Source organism: Aeromonas sp. 600774, assembly GCF_049175075.1.
In the GTDB taxonomy this organism is placed as follows: domain Bacteria; phylum Pseudomonadota; class Gammaproteobacteria; order Enterobacterales; family Aeromonadaceae; genus Aeromonas; species Aeromonas veronii_A.
Window position 1 is genome coordinate 198,504 of record NZ_JAAKUJ010000009.1, and the last position, 16,985, is coordinate 215,488.

A 16,985-nucleotide genomic window follows, 5' to 3' on the forward strand; every position below is an offset into this window, starting at 1 on the left:
ATTTGGTGGCCCCTGGGGGACTTGAACCCACGACCAATCGATTATGAGTCGACTGCTCTGACCAACTGAGCTAAGGGGCCAAATTGTGCGTTTAGCGGCGTGGATTATAGGGGAAGAGGAAAGGGCAGTCTATAGGCATATCAACCACTTGGCGACTAATTGTCCAGCTTGATTGAGGGCGCAAAGAGGGTCGCAAGGGTAAATGCCAGACAAAACAAAGCCCCGCATGGCGGGGCTTTGGCAGAGTAGTTTGACACAGGGTCAGGACTATTCGTCCAGGAAGCTGCGCAGCACTTCCGAGCGGCTCGGGTGGCGCAGTTTGCGCAGTGCCTTGGCTTCGATCTGACGAATACGCTCACGGGTAACGTCGAACTGCTTGCCCACTTCCTCGAGGGTGTGGTCAGTGTTCATGTCGATACCGAAACGCATCCGCAGTACCTTGGCTTCGCGAGCAGTCAGACCGGCCAGCACTTCGCGGGTGGCGTTGCGCAGGCTTTCGCTGGTCGCTGCATCCGCTGGCAGAGCCAGGGTGGTATCTTCGATAAAGTCGCCCAAGTGGGAATCTTCATCATCACCGATGGGCGTCTCCATGGAGATAGGCTCTTTGGCGATCTTCAGTACCTTGCGGATTTTGTCTTCCGGCATGCCCATGCGCATGGCCAGCTCTTCCGGGTTCGGTTCGCGACCCATTTCCTGCAGCATCTGACGGGAGATACGGTTGAGCTTGTTGATGGTCTCGATCATGTGTACCGGGATACGGATGGTACGGGCCTGATCCGCGATGGAGCGGGTAATGGCCTGACGGATCCACCAGGTTGCATAGGTCGAGAACTTGTAGCCACGACGGTATTCAAACTTGTCTACCGCCTTCATCAGACCGATGTTGCCCTCCTGGATCAGATCCAGGAACTGCAAGCCGCGGTTGGTGTATTTCTTGGCGATAGAGATAACCAGACGCAAGTTGGCCTCAACCATCTCTTTCTTCGCACGGCGGGCCTTGGCCTCACCGATGCTCATACGACGGTTGATATCCTTGATCTGGGCAATCGACAGACCGGTCTCTTCTTCAATCTGCTGCAGCTTGCCGATGGCGCGCTGAATATCCTCGTCCATTTCAACCAGACGGGGAGACCAGGCTTTGCCAGCCTGCTTCTGGTATTCGAACCAGGCAGTTTCACACTCGTTGTTGGTGAAGGCCGCGACGAAGGTTTTCTTCGGCATCTTGGCCTGCTCAACGCAGAGCTTCATGATGATGCGTTCCTGCACGCGGACGCGCTCCATCATTTCACGCATGTTGTTGACCAGGCGATCGAACTGCTTGGGCATCAGGCGGAATTGACGGAATACATCGGCCAGCTGGGCGATGGCGGCCTGGGTATCTTCGTGCGCGCGACCATTCTTCTGAATGGAGAGGCGGGTCACTTCATACTGGGCACGCAGTTCACCGAACTTCTCGCGAGCGACTTCCGGATCCGGACCACCGTCACCGTCGTCGTCAGAGCTGTCACCATCTTCGTCTTCGTCTTCTTCGTCCTCTTCATCTTCGTCGGCCAGATCGTCTTCGCCGAGTTCGGAACCGATATGCGTGGCGGTAGGCGCCATATCTTCAGTTTCGTTCGGGTCAATAAAGCCAGAGATGATGTCAGAGAGACGCAGCTGCTCGGCTTCGTACTTGTCGTACTGTTCGAGCAGGTAAGTAATTGCTTCAGGGTACTCGGCTACGGAGCTTTGTACCTGGTTGATACCGTCTTCGATCCGCTTGGCGATGTCGATTTCGCCTTCACGGGTCAGCAGTTCGACGGTACCCATTTCCCGCATATACATGCGGACGGGATCGGTCGTGCGACCAATCTCAGATTCAACAGATGCCAGAGCCTGGGCCGCTGCTTCGGCAGCGTCCTCATCGGCGGTACCACCTTCAGCCATGATAAGGTCATCGGCATCCGGAGCGTTTTCAACCACTTGAATGCCCATATCGTTGATCATCTGAATGATGTCTTCGATCTGGTCTGAATCGACAATGTCTTGCGGGAGGTGATCGTTCACCTCGGCATAGGTCAGGTAGCCCTGTTCTTTACCTTTGGCAACGAGGAGTTTAAGCTGAGACTGCGGGGTTTGCTCCATAGAACTCATCCGGTTGGTGTTGCTAGGTTGCGCGTACAGTGCGCTGCTGCGCAAATAGCCAATTCTAATAGAAAACCGCCAGACATGCTATGTCTGGTTGCGGCGTCGGTCATGAGAAACCCCTGCCCGCAGTATTGTCGGGGCCAGGCGGTTATAAAATTTTTGCTTTTCATCCCGTCGATTCGGGCAACGCTATCCATATTGGGACTAATCACTCAAATATCAAGCCCCACTCTCATTTCTTTTCTCAATTTGCACCTCTCTTATCAGCATCATCAGCTCTTGGGTTTCTTCGGAGCTTAGTCCTTCCTGAGCCACTTTGGCCTGCAATTCTTCGATCCGCTGTTTCAGAAACTGGTTGATGAAGCCGACGAAGGTGTCCTGCAATTCTCCCAGAATATCCGGCTCCTGATCGAGTTTGATCTCCTCGAACAGGTCGTGCATGGCCAGCTGAGCAAGGATCTCTCCCTCCTTGGTACCGCGCCAGTGTTCCAGCAGGATAGCGGTTGTGATACCAGGCTGTGCCAGGATCTGCTGGTGCAGTTGCAGCAAGAACTTGATGCCTTGTACGCGTAGTCCGGCCAATTCCGGCATGGGGGGAAGCTCAGCCGTTACTGCCGGATATTGCACCATCAGTGCCAGCGCACGCCGCAGTGGCGTCAGCTTGGCAGCCTTGGGTTTGTTGACCTCGGTTTTGGGCTGACTATTGCGGGCAAACAGTTCGGTGATACGCTGCTTGTTCTCACCCCAGCGCATCATGCTGGATAGACGGGTGATCAACCCTTCGCGGGTAAACCCTTCCGGTACGCGACGAATAAGCTCGGCGGCCTTGTTGGCCACTTCGAACTTGCCTGCCTCACCGGAGAGGGCGGCATCCCGGCTGAGACGCTCGAACATGAAGTCGGCGAACGGTTGAGCTTCATCGAGCAGGGCTTCAAATCCCTCCTTGCCGATCTGCCGTACCAACGAGTCGGGATCCTCGCCATCGGGCAGGAACACGAACTTCAGCTCGCGGCCATCCTGCAGATGGGGGAGGGCATTATCCAGCGCCCGCCAGGCCGCTTCACGACCGGCGTTGTCACCGTCGTAGCAGCAGACCACTTCGGCGGTGGTGCGAAACAGGGTGTGGATATGATCGCTGGTTGTTGCAGTACCCAGCGCAGCCACCGCATAGTCGATGTCGTACTGGCCGAGTGCCACCACATCCATGTAACCTTCCACTACAAGGATCCGGCGCGGATCCTTGTGTGCCTGCTTCACTTCATAGAGACCGAACAGCTCTCGCCCTTTATGGAATATGGGGGTCTCCGGCGAGTTCAGATACTTGGGCGTGCCATCACCCAGCACCCGGCCACCGAAGCCGATGACCCGGCCACGCTTGTCGCGGATCGGAAACATGATGCGATCGCGGAAACGATCGTAGCTGCCACCGCCATTTTCACGAGTGATGAGCATGCCACCCGAGATAAGCAGTTGCTCGTGATCCCGGCTGGCACCAAAGCGGCGGCGCACCTGATCCCAATCGCTGGGTGCATAACCGATGTTGAAGCGTTTGACTACTTCACCGGTCAGGCCGCGTCCCTTGAGGTATTCCACTGCATGGGGAGCGCTCTTCAGATTGCTCTCGTAGAAGCGGGCGATCTGGTTCATCAGCTCGAACAGATCCTTGCTGACTGCGGGTTGGGAGCTGGCTGAACCACCTATGCTCTGCTCGCGAGGCACTTGCATGCCCTGCATGCTGGCGAGCTCTTCGATGGCATCGGGAAATTCGAGGCCGTCGTATTCCATGACAAAGCCGATGGCGTTGCCGTGGGCGCCACAACCGAAACAGTGGTAGAACTGCTTCTCCTGGCTGACGGTAAAAGAGGGGCTTTTTTCGTTATGAAAAGGGCAGCAAGCCTGGTAGTTCTTACCGGCTTTTTTCAGCCGCACTCGCGAGTCGATCAGCTCGACTATGTCTGTGCGTGCGAGCAGATCGTCGATAAAGGATTGGGGGATCCTGCCTGCCATAACCGTCCTGTTTCACTGCGATAGAAAATAAAAAAGCCGCGCATTCCAAGGGAAGCACGGCTTCTTCGACCAAACAAGAGAGTTGCCTGTTACGCCAAGCGGGTTTTCACCTGAGCACTGACGGCGCCGACATCGGCACGCCCCTGAATTTTTGGCTTCAAGACAGCCATGACTTTACCCATGTCAGCCATGACGGCAGCACCGCTCTCGGCGATGGCTTGCTCGATCAGGGCGGCAATTTCATCTGCGGTCAGTTGTTGTGGCAGGAACTCCTGCAGCACAACGATCTCGGCGGACTCTTTGTCGGCTAGATCCTGGCGACCGGCAGCTTCAAATTGGCTGATGGAATCGCGGCGCTGTTTGACCATCTTGGTCACGACAGCGAGGATATCCTCATCATTGAGCTCGACACGGGTATCGACTTCACGCTGCTTGATTTCTGCCATCAACAATCGGATAGCGCCCAACCGCGGCTTGTCTTTGGCAAGCATGGCGAGCTTTTGCTGATCCTTGAGTTGATCCTTCAGAGACACGGCATGATCCCTTGATTAGTACAGGCGGATACGACGTGCGTTTTCGCGAGACAGCTTCTTGGCGTGACGCTTGACAGCAGACGCTTTGGCGCGCTTACGAATGGTAGTCGGCTTCTCGTAGAACTCACGGCTACGAACTTCGGACAGGATACCGGCTTTTTCGCAAGAACGCTTGAAGCGACGCAGAGCAACGTCAAACGGCTCATTTTCACGGACTTTGATTACTGGCATGTGCCTTTCACCTCAGTGATAAATTGTTAGCTGACCTTCAATCGATCAGCATGTCTTAAAATGGTGCGAAATTATACTCTGGACAGGGAATGAAAGTAAACCCGCAGAGATCGCTCTGGTTTAAAAAACCCGCGAAGGTTACCATAGCCGTCTCATTTTAGCAGTGAAAATTTTTAGCAATGCGTGTATTGGGCATAGAGACATCCTGTGACGAAACCGGGATCGCGATCTTCGACGATCAAAAAGGGATCCTTTCCCATCAGTTATACAGCCAGGTCAAGCTGCATGCGGACTACGGTGGCGTCGTCCCCGAGCTCGCCAGCCGGGATCATGTTCGCAAGACGATCCCGTTGATCCAGGCCGCATTGCAAGAGGCGGGACTGGGCAAAGATGACATCGACGGCATCGCGTATACCGCGGGTCCTGGTCTGGTTGGCGCCATTCTGGTGGGCGCCACTATTGGTCGTTCGCTGGCGATGGCATGGAACAAGCCTGCTATCGCCGTCCACCATATGGAAGGGCACTTGCTGGCCCCCATGCTGGAAGAGAAAGCCCCCGAGTTTCCCTTCGTGGCGCTGCTGGTCTCCGGTGGTCACTCCATGCTGGTGCGGGTTGACGGCATCGGCAGCTATCAGCTGTTGGGGGAATCCATCGATGATGCCGCTGGCGAGGCGTTCGACAAGACCGCCAAGCTGATGGGGCTGGATTATCCGGGCGGTCCGCTGCTCTCCCGTCTGGCCGAGAAAGGCACTAAGGGACGCTTCCACTTCCCCCGTCCCATGACAGATCGTCCCGGGCTCGACATGAGCTTCTCCGGCCTCAAGACCTTCACCGCAAACACGATTGCTGCCAATGGTGATGATGAGCAGACCCGTGCCGATATCGCTCGGGCGTTCGAAGATGCGGTGGTTGATACCCTGGCCATCAAGTGCCGTCGTGCGCTGAAAGAGACCGGTCTTACGCGTCTGGTAGTCGCTGGAGGTGTCAGTGCCAACCGCCATCTACGTGCCCAGCTGGCCGAGCTGATGGAGAGCCTCAAGGGCGAGGTGTTCTATCCGCGCACTGAATATTGCACCGATAACGGCGCCATGATCGCCTATGCCGGTATGCAGCGTCTGAAGGCGGGCGTGTTCGAGCCGTTGGCGGTTAAAGCGGTGCCGCGCTGGCCGCTGGATACCTTGGATCCGGTCTGATCCCGAGGAATCTGCTCCTTGTCGGACGGGTGTTTTGATATGCCTTGGGCATGCTCCCGATAATCCGGAAGCCTGCTCGAGGCATTTTTATTGCCAGTTTCTCGACATGTTTCCCTTCACATCGGCAGCGGCTCAGCCAGACCTGCTGCAACATCCCGAAGCCTGTTTGGGAGCCTGTTTGGGACGCATATTGCTCGCAATAAACTGAATTTATGGCTTTTGCCGATATACCCTCATCTCGGCTTATAGCTGTTCGTTCTGCTATCTGCCGCTCTCTCTGGTTTTTCTATATCTGTTTTAACAGTGGCTTCCCGCTCTTCTTGTATGACGCGATAAATCAGATCGCGCCATTAGCGTCCTATAAAGCGATAGTGATGGGTTGGTGAGGGATAGCCTTTCCGGAGCAGCCAAAAGGCTCTCACGGCCATTTAGGACCTTATAAGGCGAGCGTTACCATCACTTGCCTTACATGGTCGCAACACTCAAAGCGCTAGAGGAAGAGATAAAAAAATCCCCGCCAACTGGCGGGGATTTTTATTTGGCGATCGGCAGGCGATGAATTACAGCAGGATGCCGCCGAAGAAGAAGCCCAGTGCCACGGCGATGGCGATGGTGGCGGTGCCCGGTACGAAGAAGGGATGGTTGAAGACCGCCTTACCGATACGGGTGGAGCCGGTGTCGTCCATCTCTACCGCGGCCAGCAGAGTCGGGTAGGTCGGTAGTACGAACAGGGCGCTCACGGCTGCGAAAGAGGCAATCGCAGTCAGCGGGCTGACACCCAGTGCCAGTGCGGCAGGCATCAACGCTTTGGTAGTGGCGCCTTGTGAATAGAGCAGCATGGCAGCGAAGAACAGCACCACAGCCAGCAGCCAGGAGTACTGGTTCAGCAGATCGCCAGCGATCAGCTGGATGGTGTCCATGTTGCCTTTAACGAAGACGTTACCCAGCCAGGCCACACCCAGTACGCAGATACAGGCGGACATACCGGACTTGAAGGTCGGCATGTTGGTGACCTGGGTGGCGTCCAGTTTGCACACCAGGGTCATGATGGTGGCCGCGGCCAGCATGATGCCCATGATGGCGCCGTCACGGGGGATCGGCGGGTTGGTGATCAGGCCCACTTTACCGGAGATGGCAGTGGCATAAGCCATGACAGCAACGATGGCGGCGATGAAGATCCAGACCGACAGCTTGGCGTACGGTTTGATCTCGAGCTTGGTAGTACCACGCAGTTTGATCAGACCCTTGGCTTTGCGCTCCAGATAGACTTCGTCCTGCTCCAGCGGCTTGCCCATCATGTTGGCAATGAAGGCGCCCAGGATACAGGCCAGGAAGGTAGAGGGGATGCAGATGGCCAGCAGGGTCAGGTAGTCAACACCAAACGGCTCGAGCATACCGGAGAAGGCAACCACAGCGGCAGAGATCGGGGAAGCTGTGATGGCGATCTGGGAGGCGACAACTGCGATGGAGAGCGGACGGGACGGACGGATCCCCTGCTCTTTGGCCACTTCCGCGATCACCGGCAGGGTGGAGAAGGCGGTATGACCGGTACCGGCCAGCATGGTCATCAGATAGGTGACCACCGGGGCGGCGAAGGTGATGTATTTGGGGTTCTTGCGCAGCGCTTTTTCTGCCAGGAAGACCAGATAGTCCATCCCGCCAGCCAGTTGCATACAGGCGATGGCACAGATGACGGACGCGATGATCATGATCACATCCCAGGGGATGTAGCTGACCAGTTGATCGCTCGGGATGGGCATGCCCAGACCCCACGTCAATACCAGTACCCCCAGACCACCGGCAAAGCCGATGCCGATGCTGCCTATCCGGGCCCCCAGATAGATAGCGGCGAGCACGACAAGTAACTCGATTCCAATCATAGCGATAACTCCATTTTTTAGTTTTTGGTTTTTATTTGGCAAAAAGCCAATTCCCGATCGGGCTGGGGATAAAGACCAATCGGGAACTGACTTTATGGGCCGGGAAGATCCCGGCCCACACTCGCTTATACGGCAGCTTCGCGGGTGAAACGCTTGGCTTTGTATTGCGGGTTCATCAGGTTCTCGATGGAGAGAATTTCGTCCAGCTGCTCGGCGCTCAGCAGGCCGCGCTCAAGAACGACTTCGCGGACGTTCTTGCCGGTCTGGGCACAGATCTTGCCGACGATATCCCCTTCGTGGTGGCCGATGAAGGGGTTCAGGTAGGTCACGATACCGATGGAGTTCAGCACGTGATTCATGCAGATTTCCGGGTTGGCGGTGATACCTTCCACGCACTTCTCGCGCAGGGAAATACAGGCTTTTTCCATCAGGCTCAGTGATTCGAACATCGCCTGACCAATCACCGGCTCCATGACGTTCAGCTGCAGCTGACCGGCTTCGGCGGCGAAGGTGATGGTGATGTCGTTACCGAATACCTTGAAGCAGGATTGGTTGACCACTTCCGGGATAACCGGGTTGACCTTGGCCGGCATGATGGAGGAGCCCGCCTGCATTTCCGGCAGGTTGATCTCTTTCAGTGCGGTGCGCGGGCCGGAGGAGAGCAGACGCAGGTCATTACAGATCTTGGAGAGCTTCATGGCCAGACGCTTGATGGCGCCGTGCAGCATGACGTAGGCGCCACAGTCGGAGGTCGCTTCGATCAGATCTTCTGCCGGTACATAGGCACGACCGGTGATCTCGGCCAGACGCTTGATGGCCAGTGCAGAGTACTCGGGCGGAGTGTTCAGACCGGTACCGATGGCGGTCGCGCCCAGGTTCACTTCCAGCAGCAGCTCCTGGCAACGCTTGATGGACTTGATCTCTTCACGCAGGGTCACGGCGAATGCGTGGAACTCCTGACCCAGGGTCATCGGAACCGCATCTTGCAGTTGGGTACGCCCCATCTTCAGGATCTTCTTGAATTCTTCTGCTTTGGCATCAAAAGCGGCGATCAGTGCTTCCAGAGCATGCAGAGTCACGTCAGTGCTGTTGACCACAGCAACGCGGAAACCGGTCGGGTAAGCATCGTTGGTGGACTGGCACTTGTTGACGTGGTCGTTCGGGTTGATGACGTCGTAACGGCCTTTCTCCAGACCCATGATTTCCAGGGCGATGTTGGCCAGTACTTCGTTAGTGTTCATGTTGACGGAGGTGCCGGCACCTCCCTGGTAAACGTCGACCGGGAACTGGTCGAAGCATTTGCCTGTGTTCAGCATCAGGTCGCAGGCTTCTACGATCTTGTCAGCAATTTCAGGACGGATGGTACCGAGCTCGCCGTTTGCCAGTGCAGCAGCTTTCTTGGTCAGCACCATACCGCGGACAAATTCCGGAACGTCAGAAATCTTCTGAGAGCTGATCTTGAAGTTCTCGACAGCGCGCAGGGTGTGCACACCGTAGTAGAGATCATTGGAAACTTCTTTGGTGCCCAGCAGGTCTTCTTCAATGCGGACGTTCTTGATGTCGCTCATTGTAATGCCTCAGAAATCAGATAAATGGAAAAATCCTCACCGAGTGGTCGCGAGTTCCTTGCGCACAGCTCATCCTGAAGCACCACACATCGAGTGGGGCGGTAGGGAGAGTGACCTCCCGAAAAACTAATCAATATACTACTCCAATTGAGGTATCGGTTATTAGAGGTGGATCACTAAATTTGCGACATTTTCAAATTACTTTGAGGAAAGTACACATATGTTATGAAGTTTTTATCGTGATGATTTTTATATATTTTTGTGACTTTTTGCTGGTTTTTTAGATTGCTGATGACGTAGGAGTCAGTTGACCAACTTGAAAAAGGGGGGACGGCCCCCATTTATTCAGGGCAGAAAGTGGTGATGACGGGGCGGCAAAATCGCCTCTGACCATCGTTGGATGGGCGCCACTTTTTCTCAATTTACCGGTGCTGGAGTGGATATGGGCAAGTTGTTTTTGTTGTTGGTGGGTCTGGTTGTGCTGGAGCTCACCGTGATGATCGAGGTCGGCTCGGTAATCGGGGCGCTGCCGACTGTCGGCTTGCTCATACTGACTGCGGTATTGGGCTCCTCGCTGGTGCGCAGTGAAGGGATCAAGACCCTGTTCAGCGCCCAGCAAAAGATGCAGATGGGCGAGATGCCGGGCCGCGAGGTGATGGGGGGCATGATGCTGGCGTTGGCGGGCCTGCTGCTGATTATCCCGGGTTTCGTGACCGACATTTTCGGTGTGCTGTTGCTGCAACCCTGGCTGCGCAACAAACTGGCTGACAAGCTGATCGGCAGCAGCCAGTTCCGGATGCAGATGGGCGGTTTCCAGCGTACTCAATCGCCGTTTGGCAACGCACCGTCCGATGATCATCTGGGGAACGCCAAGCAGGGCGGCACCACCATCGAAGGCGAATTTGAGCGCAAAGAGTGAGCGTAAAGAGTAATCGACGAAACGAAAACCCGAGGTGAGTGACTGAATCAGGGTTTACCCTGATGGCACAACGCCTCGAAGCGGTGTCGGGCATACCACCATGCGAGGGTGCCCGCCGCCAGATTGGCCAGCAAGATCCCCAGATATATCCCCTGTTCTCCCCCCAGCTTTGCCCCCAGCCAGGCTCCTGGCAACAGAAAACCAAACAGTCGCAATCCGTTGAACAAGAACGAAATACTGGATGCCCGCACGCCATTGAGTGCCGAGGCCAGCAGCATCACCATGCCCTGAAATCCGTAACCGATCGGCACTAGATGCAGATAGAGAATAATCAGGCGGATGACCTGTGGATGATCGCTGAACAGGTTAGCGATGAGTGGCGCCAGTAGCCAGGTCAGGCCATAGATGGCGAGCTGGAACAGCAACGCAAAACTCATGCAGCTCTGCAGTGCAGCTTTGGCGCGGGCCGGATTGCCGGCGCCACAGTTTTGCGAGATGAAGGGGGCCAGTACGGAGGCGAGGGCCATCATCACAATCAGCAGCAGCGCCTCGACCCGCGATGCGGCGCCGTAAGCGGCCACCACCTCGGTACCCAGTCCAGCAAAGATCGTCATCAGCACCGCATTGGCCAGGGGGTTGAGCATATTGGTAAAAGAGGCGGGGACGGCGACATGGAGCAGCGCCCGCCAGTGGGTTAGCAATCGCGCTCGCGGCGAGAGGCGCCACAGCAGCAAGCCTTCCCGATGACGCAGGATATAGAGGCTGACCAGCATCGCCATCAACCAGGAGAGAGAGGTCGCGATGGCGGCCCCGCGGATCCCCCATTCGGGAAAGGGGCCGATACCGAAGATCAACAGAGGATCCAGTACCCCGTTGACCAGCCCGGCTACTGCCATCACCAGACTGGGGGTTTTAGTATCGCCGGTCGCCCGGATGGCGGCATTGCCCACCATGGGCAGCACCAGCATGGGGACGGTGAGATACCAGATCAGCATGTAGTCATGGATGAGAGAGATAAGCTCGGCACTGGCCCCCAACAGAGTAAACAGAGGCTTGATGGTGAGAGCCCCCCCCGCGGAGAGCAGGGCTACCATGATCACCGCCAGAAACAGGCTGTCGGTGGCGAGATGGGCTGCCTCATCGTGTTTGCCCTGCCCCAGGGTATGACCGATCACCGCTGACAATCCGGCACCCAATCCCATCGCCAGCGAGGTGACCACAAAAGTGACAGGAAAAGTAAAACTGATGGCGGCCAGAGCTTCGGTTCCCAGCATACCGATAAAAAAGGTATCGACCAGATTGAAGGCCAGAATGGCGATGATGCCGAAGATCATGGGGCCCGTCATCTGGCGCAGTACGACCGGAATAGGGGCTGTCAGCATGGGGTTGGTGCGGGTCAAGGGCTCGTCTCTACAGCTGGCTTTGAAGGTTCTGGCATGGAAACCGGGCGGCTTGAACCGACCTTGCTCCAGAGTGCGGACATGGCTGAACCATCGAAGATGTTTATAGTACGTGAAAAAATTTTTTTTGTATTTGCCCTTGAAGGGTTAGCAACTCTGCCCCACATCAGGGACATATCTGATTTGGCCTGGAACGGCCATTCCTCAAAGCAACAATGAGACTCATTTTGGGAGAGTTATCGATGAAAATTCGTCCACTGCACGACCGCGTCATCATCAAGCGCATCGAAGCTGAAGCCAAATCTGCCGGCGGTATCGTCTTGACTGGTACTGCGGCCCAGAAGTCCACCCGTGGTGAAGTGCTTGCCGTGGGGACTGGTCGCATCCTGGATAATGGCGATGTGAAAGCGCTGGCCGTGAAGGTTGGTGACAAGGTTATCTTCAACGAAGGCTACGGAGTGAAGACCGAGAAGCTGGATGGTCAGGACGTCCTGATCCTGTCCGAGACTGACATCCTGGCGATTGTCGAAGAGTAATCCATCCCCGATTTTCCCCGAATTGATAGAAAGGATTGAAGAAAATGGCTGCTAAAGACGTCAAGTTTGGTAACGAAGCTCGCATCAAGATGCTGGAAGGTGTCAACATTCTGGCTGATGCCGTCAAGGTGACTCTGGGCCCGAAAGGCCGCAACGTGGTGCTGGACAAGTCCTTTGGCGCTCCGACCATCACTAAAGATGGTGTATCTGTTGCGCGCGAAATCGAGCTGGAAGACAAGTTCCAGAACATGGGCGCCCAGATGGTCAAGGAAGTTGCTTCCAAGGCGAACGATGCCGCCGGTGACGGTACCACTACTGCAACCGTTCTGGCTCAGGCTATCGTCAACGAAGGTCTGAAAGCCGTTGCCGCCGGTATGAACCCGATGGATCTGAAACGTGGTATCGACAAGGCCGTTGTGGCGGCTGTTGCCGAGCTGCAAGCACTGTCCCAGCCGTGCGCCGACAGCAATGCCATCGCTCAGGTGGGCACCATCTCCGCAAACTCCGACGAGAAAGTGGGCAAGCTGATTGCTGAAGCCATGGACAAAGTGGGTCGCGATGGCGTCATCACCGTTGAAGATGGTCAGGGTCTGGAAGATGAGCTGGCTGTTGTTGAAGGTATGCAGTTCGACCGCGGCTACCTCTCTCCGTACTTCATCAACAAGCAGGAAACCGGTTCTGTCGAGCTGGACGATCCGTTCATCCTGCTGGTTGACAAGAAAGTCTCCAACATCCGCGAAATGCTGCCGGTGCTGGAAGGTGTTGCCAAAGCTGGCAAACCGCTGCTGATCGTTGCCGAAGACGTAGAAGGCGAAGCCCTGGCGACTCTGGTGGTCAACACCATGCGCGGTATCGTGAAAGTGGCTGCCGTCAAGGCGCCTGGCTTCGGTGACCGTCGCAAGGCCATGCTGCAGGATATCGCCGTACTGACTGGCGGTACCGTCATCTCTGAAGAAGTTGGCATGGAGCTGGAAAAAGCGACTCTGGAAGATCTGGGTCGTGCCAAGCGCATCGTCATCACCAAAGAGAACACCACCATCATCGATGGCGTGGGTGATGCCGGTGTGATCGAAGGCCGTGTTGCCCAGATCCGTCAGCAGATCGAAGAGACCTCTTCCGACTACGATCGTGAGAAGCTGCAAGAGCGCGTAGCCAAGCTGGCTGGCGGTGTTGCCGTGATCAAGGTTGGCGCAGCCACCGAAGTCGAGATGAAAGAGAAAAAAGCACGCGTGGAAGATGCCTTGCACGCTACCCGCGCCGCGGTTGAAGAAGGTGTGGTTGCCGGTGGTGGTGTCGCGCTGGTTCGCGTTGCAGCCAAACTGGCTGGTCTGCGTGGTGACAACGAAGACCAGAACGTCGGTATCAAGGTTGCCCTGCGCGCCATGGAAGCCCCGCTGCGTCAAATCGTCATCAACGCCGGTGAAGAAGCCTCCGTCATTGCCAACGCAGTGAAGAACGGCGAAGGCAACTTCGGTTACAACGCTTACAGCGAACAGTATGGCGACATGCTGGCCATGGGTATCCTGGATCCGACCAAGGTAACCCGTTCCGCCCTGCAGTTTGCCTCTTCCATCGCCGGTCTGATGATCACCACCGAGTGCATGGTCACCGAACTGCCGAAGAAAGATGCTCCGGCCATGCCTGATATGGGTGGCATGGGCGGCATGGGCATGATGTAATCATCATCCCGGCTCTGTTTGAGAAACGGCTCGCCTTGGCGGGCCGTTTTTTTATATCTGACTAAACTGAGTCTGTTGATAGCAGAAAAGTGTATGGAGGAAAGATGAAGGTGCTCAGATGGATAACTCTGCTGTTTGCATTGATTACCATGCCGCTGTTGGCTGCCGAGGCCCCCAAGGGACCAGTGATCTTGAAAGTAAGCGGCAATATCAGAGCCGCAGATGAGGTCGATGGCAAAGTGCTTTTTGACTTGGCCACGCTGCAGGCATTGCCGCAATATGAGATAGTCACCAGCAACCCTTGGGTTGATAAACCTCATAAGTACAGAGGGCCCAAGGTGGCAGACGTGCTGGCAGCTGTGGGGGCTGATGGCAAGAGCATAACCCTGACAGCATTGAACAGTTTTCAGATCCGCATCAACTGGGACAAAGTTGCCAAGTATAACCCTATCCTTGCTTGGGAAGATGACGGGGTAACCATGAAGATTCGTGACAAGGGGCCGCTCTGGTTTATGTTGCCACTTGATCAATATCCGGAGCTGAAGCGCTCTGAATATACCGACATGATGATTTGGCAGCTGGATCTGATAGATATCCAACACTGATAAAAGAGTCACGGGAGCACGGGGTGAAAGGAAAGACCAGGGCGTGGCCACTGCTCGTCATTCTGTATGTATCCATCCTGTCATTTACCGGGAGTACCCTCTATTGTCTGGTTCAGATCCAGAATGCGACCAGAGCAATGGAGAAATATACCTATGATGTCTCCTGGGCGCTGATGCAGTTGCAGCTTGAACTGGGGCGCTTCCTCAGTGCTGTAGAGGTCTACCATTATGGTGGAATAGAGCACAATGACTTGATGCTGCGTTATGACATTCTCTGGAGCAGAACCCCTATCCTGTTGAGCGGTCAGTTGCGTAAAAGCATGCAAGACAAGCAGAAAACCTTGCGCTTGGTGCAACTGATTGAAAACAACATTCGTGATATAGAGCCTGTTATTACCAAACTGCAGAGCGGTGACTCTGTCTACCAGCAAGTAATGATGCGTCTGGCCCCCTTGCAGGAGCCTTTATCATATGCACTAGCTTCCGTTATGCAGAAGAACATCAACATCTACTCAGAGAATGATCGCCACTTTGGCCAATTACGTAATGCTCTGCTGTTGATGGTGTCGGGGTTGGTGATCTCGGTTTTACTACTTAGTTCGCTTCTTATATATGAAGCTCGACGTCATTTTAGGGCCGCAAGGCGCGACCCGTTGACTGGCCTCTCCAATCGGGTGGCATTGCTGGAACGGATGGAGCTCTGTGCCACTCAGGAGGTGCCTTTCGGACTGGTTCTGGTCGATATCAACGACTTCAGAGATATCAACAGCAAGTTTGGTTATGATGCGGGCGATTTTTTGCTCAGTGAATTGGCCAGACGGATCAGATTGCTGTGTGAGGAAGGGGAGTGGAGTGGTCGTTTGGGGGGCGATCAATTTGCCATTATTCAGCGTGGTAGCAGTGATCTGCGTCAGGTCAGGGAGTTGGTAGCGCGACTGCTGCACGCTCTGAAGCAAGATATCGTCTATGATAACTATCCCTTCCGGCTCGAGGTGGGGATCGGGATTGCCTTCTATCCGATGGACAGCGACAAAACACAGGAGTTATTGAGTCGTGCTGAACAAGCTCTGTTTCATAGTCGCAAGACCCACGTCCCCTATGTGATTTACGATAACTCCCTGCTTAACGAGACGGCTCGGCGCAAGCATCTTGCCTCGGACATGATTATGGCGCTGGAGCATAATGCGCTGGAACTCTATTACCAGCCCATCGTCAACCTTGAAAGTGGACGCTGTGAAGCTGTTGAGGCCTTACTAAGGTGGCGTCATCCAGAGCTTGGTTTTATTCCTCCGAATGAAGTCATCATGGTGGCTGAGGAGTTTCAGCTCGCTGAGAGAGTTGGCAGTTGGGTGCTTAACACTGCTTGTGAGCAACTTTATCAGTGGCATCAGCTTGGAATGGTCGATCTGCAGATATGCGTGAATATCTCGCCGGGTATGTATCAGCGCAATCTGCTCAAACTGGTAGCAAAAGCATTGATGGAGCACCATTTGCCTGCCAGCAGTCTGGTACTGGAAGTCACCGAAGATACTACCATGCGGGAAGTAAAGAACTCGCTGCAACTGATGCAGGATCTCAATCAGCAGGGGGTACTGTTAGCATTGGACGATTTTGGTACTGGTTATTCATCTTTGAGTTATCTGCAAAAGTTACCGGTCAGCAAAGTGAAGATCGACCGCTCCTTTATACAGGGCATTGACTCCTCAATGGAGGCATCCGAACTGGTCGCCAATATTTGTCGGATGGGATCCATGTTGGGCAAGAGTCTGGTGTGTGAAGGTATTGAGACACAGGCCCAGTTGGATGTACTGCGATCTCTGACCGATATCCACTTGTATGGGCAGGGCTATCTGTTCAGCCGACCAGAGCAGGCGGAAAAAATCTATCAAACCTTGTTGGAGATGGAGGAGCTTTGGCTGGCGCGTCAACAATCCGAAATGGCTTATATGAGTTGAGAGGGGGCTTGCCTGTCATCTGCCCCCAGAATGTGTGATTTAGCTCGAACTTTCTTCTTTTTGTTTGTTGTTTGAACGGTTGTGCGGTTTTATCAAAAAAACATGCAATTTAGCCTTGCCAGAACGAATTCACTCCCTATAATGCGCCTCCATCGACAGGGCAAGCGGCAACGCAAACAACCTCGTCGGTAACCTCGAAAAGCCTTTGAAAATAAGGCTTGACTCGAGAAGGCGGTTGAGTAGAATTCCACTCCCGCAGCAACGAACTGTTGCGTCGCTCTTTAACAATTTGAATCAAGCAATCTGTGTGGGCACTCACAGCATCGAGCATCAAAAACAATTTTTGATTTTC

The 16,985-nt window shown here is 54.9% G+C and carries 14 protein-coding genes and 1 tRNA gene; 6 read left to right on the forward strand and 9 right to left on the reverse strand.

Annotated elements, in window-relative coordinates; genetic code table 11:
* Nucleotides 1-3: 3 nt before the first annotated feature.
* From G5171_RS11920 to rpsU, 5 genes are all read right to left on the reverse strand, one after another.
* Nucleotides 4-80 (reverse strand) — tRNA-Ile (locus tag G5171_RS11920).
* Nucleotides 81-267: 187 nt separating this feature from the next.
* On the reverse strand, nt 268-2,163 hold the full coding sequence (rpoD, locus tag G5171_RS11925) for an RNA polymerase sigma factor RpoD (RefSeq protein WP_263718854.1): 1,896 nt from the start codon (nt 2,161-2,163) through the stop codon (nt 268-270).
* 183 nt (nt 2,164-2,346) lie between these two features.
* On the reverse strand, nt 2,347-4,134 hold the full coding sequence (dnaG, locus tag G5171_RS11930; RefSeq protein ID WP_421250798.1) for a DNA primase: 1,788 nt from the start codon (nt 4,132-4,134) through the stop codon (nt 2,347-2,349).
* Nucleotides 4,135-4,223: 89 nt separating this feature from the next.
* Nucleotides 4,224-4,667 carry a GatB/YqeY domain-containing protein gene (locus tag G5171_RS11935; protein WP_005341238.1) on the reverse strand — a complete coding sequence of 148 codons (444 nt, stop codon included), beginning with the start codon at nt 4,665-4,667 and terminating at the stop codon, nt 4,224-4,226.
* 15 nt (nt 4,668-4,682) lie between these two features.
* Nucleotides 4,683-4,898 carry a 30S ribosomal protein S21 gene (gene rpsU / locus G5171_RS11940; protein WP_005309452.1) on the reverse strand — a complete coding sequence of 72 codons (216 nt, stop codon included), beginning with the start codon at nt 4,896-4,898 and terminating at the stop codon, nt 4,683-4,685.
* A 179-nt stretch (nt 4,899-5,077) separates the two neighbouring features.
* Between rpsU and tsaD the strand changes: the two genes are divergently transcribed.
* The gene (tsaD, locus tag G5171_RS11945; RefSeq protein ID WP_005340567.1) at nt 5,078-6,091 is read left to right on the forward strand and encodes a tRNA (adenosine(37)-N6)-threonylcarbamoyltransferase complex transferase subunit TsaD; all 1,014 of its coding nucleotides are present in this window, start codon (nt 5,078-5,080) and stop codon (nt 6,089-6,091) included.
* A 560-nt stretch (nt 6,092-6,651) separates the two neighbouring features.
* Here the strand turns inward: tsaD and G5171_RS11950 are convergent.
* Together G5171_RS11950 and aspA are read right to left on the reverse strand one after the other, a co-directional pair.
* Nucleotides 6,652-7,971 carry an anaerobic C4-dicarboxylate transporter gene (locus tag G5171_RS11950; RefSeq protein WP_021229055.1) on the reverse strand — a complete coding sequence of 440 codons (1,320 nt, stop codon included), beginning with the start codon at nt 7,969-7,971 and terminating at the stop codon, nt 6,652-6,654.
* Between the two features lie 125 nt (nt 7,972-8,096).
* Nucleotides 8,097-9,539 (reverse strand): aspartate ammonia-lyase, encoded by a 1,443-nt coding sequence (aspA, locus tag G5171_RS11955; RefSeq protein WP_005341227.1) that lies wholly within the window; start codon nt 9,537-9,539, stop codon nt 8,097-8,099.
* Nucleotides 9,540-9,981: 442 nt separating this feature from the next.
* Between aspA and G5171_RS11960 the strand changes: the two genes are divergently transcribed.
* On the forward strand, nt 9,982-10,458 hold the full coding sequence (locus G5171_RS11960; protein ID WP_005340570.1) for an FxsA family protein: 477 nt from the start codon (nt 9,982-9,984) through the stop codon (nt 10,456-10,458).
* Nucleotides 10,459-10,505: 47 nt separating this feature from the next.
* On the opposite strand, the gene G5171_RS11965 is transcribed toward G5171_RS11960, so the two are convergent.
* Nucleotides 10,506-11,840, reverse strand: a complete 1,335-nt coding sequence (locus G5171_RS11965) for an MATE family efflux transporter (protein WP_236758186.1) — start codon at nt 11,838-11,840, stop codon at nt 10,506-10,508.
* Nucleotides 11,841-12,100: 260 nt separating this feature from the next.
* Between G5171_RS11965 and G5171_RS11970 the strand changes: the two genes are divergently transcribed.
* The 4 genes from G5171_RS11970 to G5171_RS11985 all read left to right on the forward strand — a co-directional run bounded on the left by G5171_RS11970 (nt 12,101) and on the right by G5171_RS11985 (nt 16,633).
* Nucleotides 12,101-12,394, forward strand: coding sequence for a co-chaperone GroES (locus G5171_RS11970; RefSeq protein WP_005309514.1), 294 nt, complete (start codon nt 12,101-12,103; stop codon nt 12,392-12,394).
* A 44-nt stretch (nt 12,395-12,438) separates the two neighbouring features.
* Nucleotides 12,439-14,073: a chaperonin GroEL gene (gene groL, locus G5171_RS11975; RefSeq protein WP_374807702.1), complete on the forward strand. Its 1,635-nt coding sequence runs from the start codon at nt 12,439-12,441 to the stop codon at nt 14,071-14,073.
* Between the two features lie 104 nt (nt 14,074-14,177).
* Entirely contained in the window at nt 14,178-14,678 is a 501-nt protein-coding gene (locus G5171_RS11980) for a molybdopterin-binding oxidoreductase (RefSeq protein ID WP_421260223.1), read from the forward strand.
* A 23-nt stretch (nt 14,679-14,701) separates the two neighbouring features.
* Nucleotides 14,702-16,633: a putative bifunctional diguanylate cyclase/phosphodiesterase gene (locus tag G5171_RS11985; RefSeq protein WP_421250801.1), complete on the forward strand. Its 1,932-nt coding sequence runs from the start codon at nt 14,702-14,704 to the stop codon at nt 16,631-16,633.
* A 136-nt stretch (nt 16,634-16,769) separates the two neighbouring features.
* On the opposite strand, the gene G5171_RS11990 is transcribed toward G5171_RS11985, so the two are convergent.
* On the reverse strand, nt 16,770-16,985 hold a 216-nt coding region (locus G5171_RS11990; RefSeq protein WP_421260224.1), incomplete at its 5' end, for a hypothetical protein.

Excerpts from the sequence above, each read along its gene's own strand:
- dnaG (WP_421250798.1), bottom strand. The coding sequence starts at position 4,134 with ATGGCAGGCAGGATCCCCCAATCCTTTATCGACGATCTGCTCGCACGC.
- rpsU (WP_005309452.1), bottom strand. The coding sequence starts at position 4,898 with ATGCCAGTAATCAAAGTCCGTGAAAATGAGCCGTTTGACGTTGCTCTG.
- tsaD (WP_005340567.1), top strand. The coding sequence starts at position 5,078 with ATGCGTGTATTGGGCATAGAGACATCCTGTGACGAAACCGGGATCGCG.
- G5171_RS11950 (WP_021229055.1), bottom strand. The coding sequence starts at position 7,971 with ATGATTGGAATCGAGTTACTTGTCGTGCTCGCCGCTATCTATCTGGGG.
- aspA (WP_005341227.1), bottom strand. The coding sequence starts at position 9,539 with ATGAGCGACATCAAGAACGTCCGCATTGAAGAAGACCTGCTGGGCACC.
- G5171_RS11960 (WP_005340570.1), top strand. The coding sequence starts at position 9,982 with ATGGGCAAGTTGTTTTTGTTGTTGGTGGGTCTGGTTGTGCTGGAGCTC.
- G5171_RS11965 (WP_236758186.1), bottom strand. The coding sequence starts at position 11,840 with ATGCTGACAGCCCCTATTCCGGTCGTACTGCGCCAGATGACGGGCCCC.
- G5171_RS11970 (WP_005309514.1), top strand. The coding sequence starts at position 12,101 with ATGAAAATTCGTCCACTGCACGACCGCGTCATCATCAAGCGCATCGAA.
- groL (WP_374807702.1), top strand. The coding sequence starts at position 12,439 with ATGGCTGCTAAAGACGTCAAGTTTGGTAACGAAGCTCGCATCAAGATG.
- G5171_RS11980 (WP_421260223.1), top strand. The coding sequence starts at position 14,178 with ATGAAGGTGCTCAGATGGATAACTCTGCTGTTTGCATTGATTACCATG.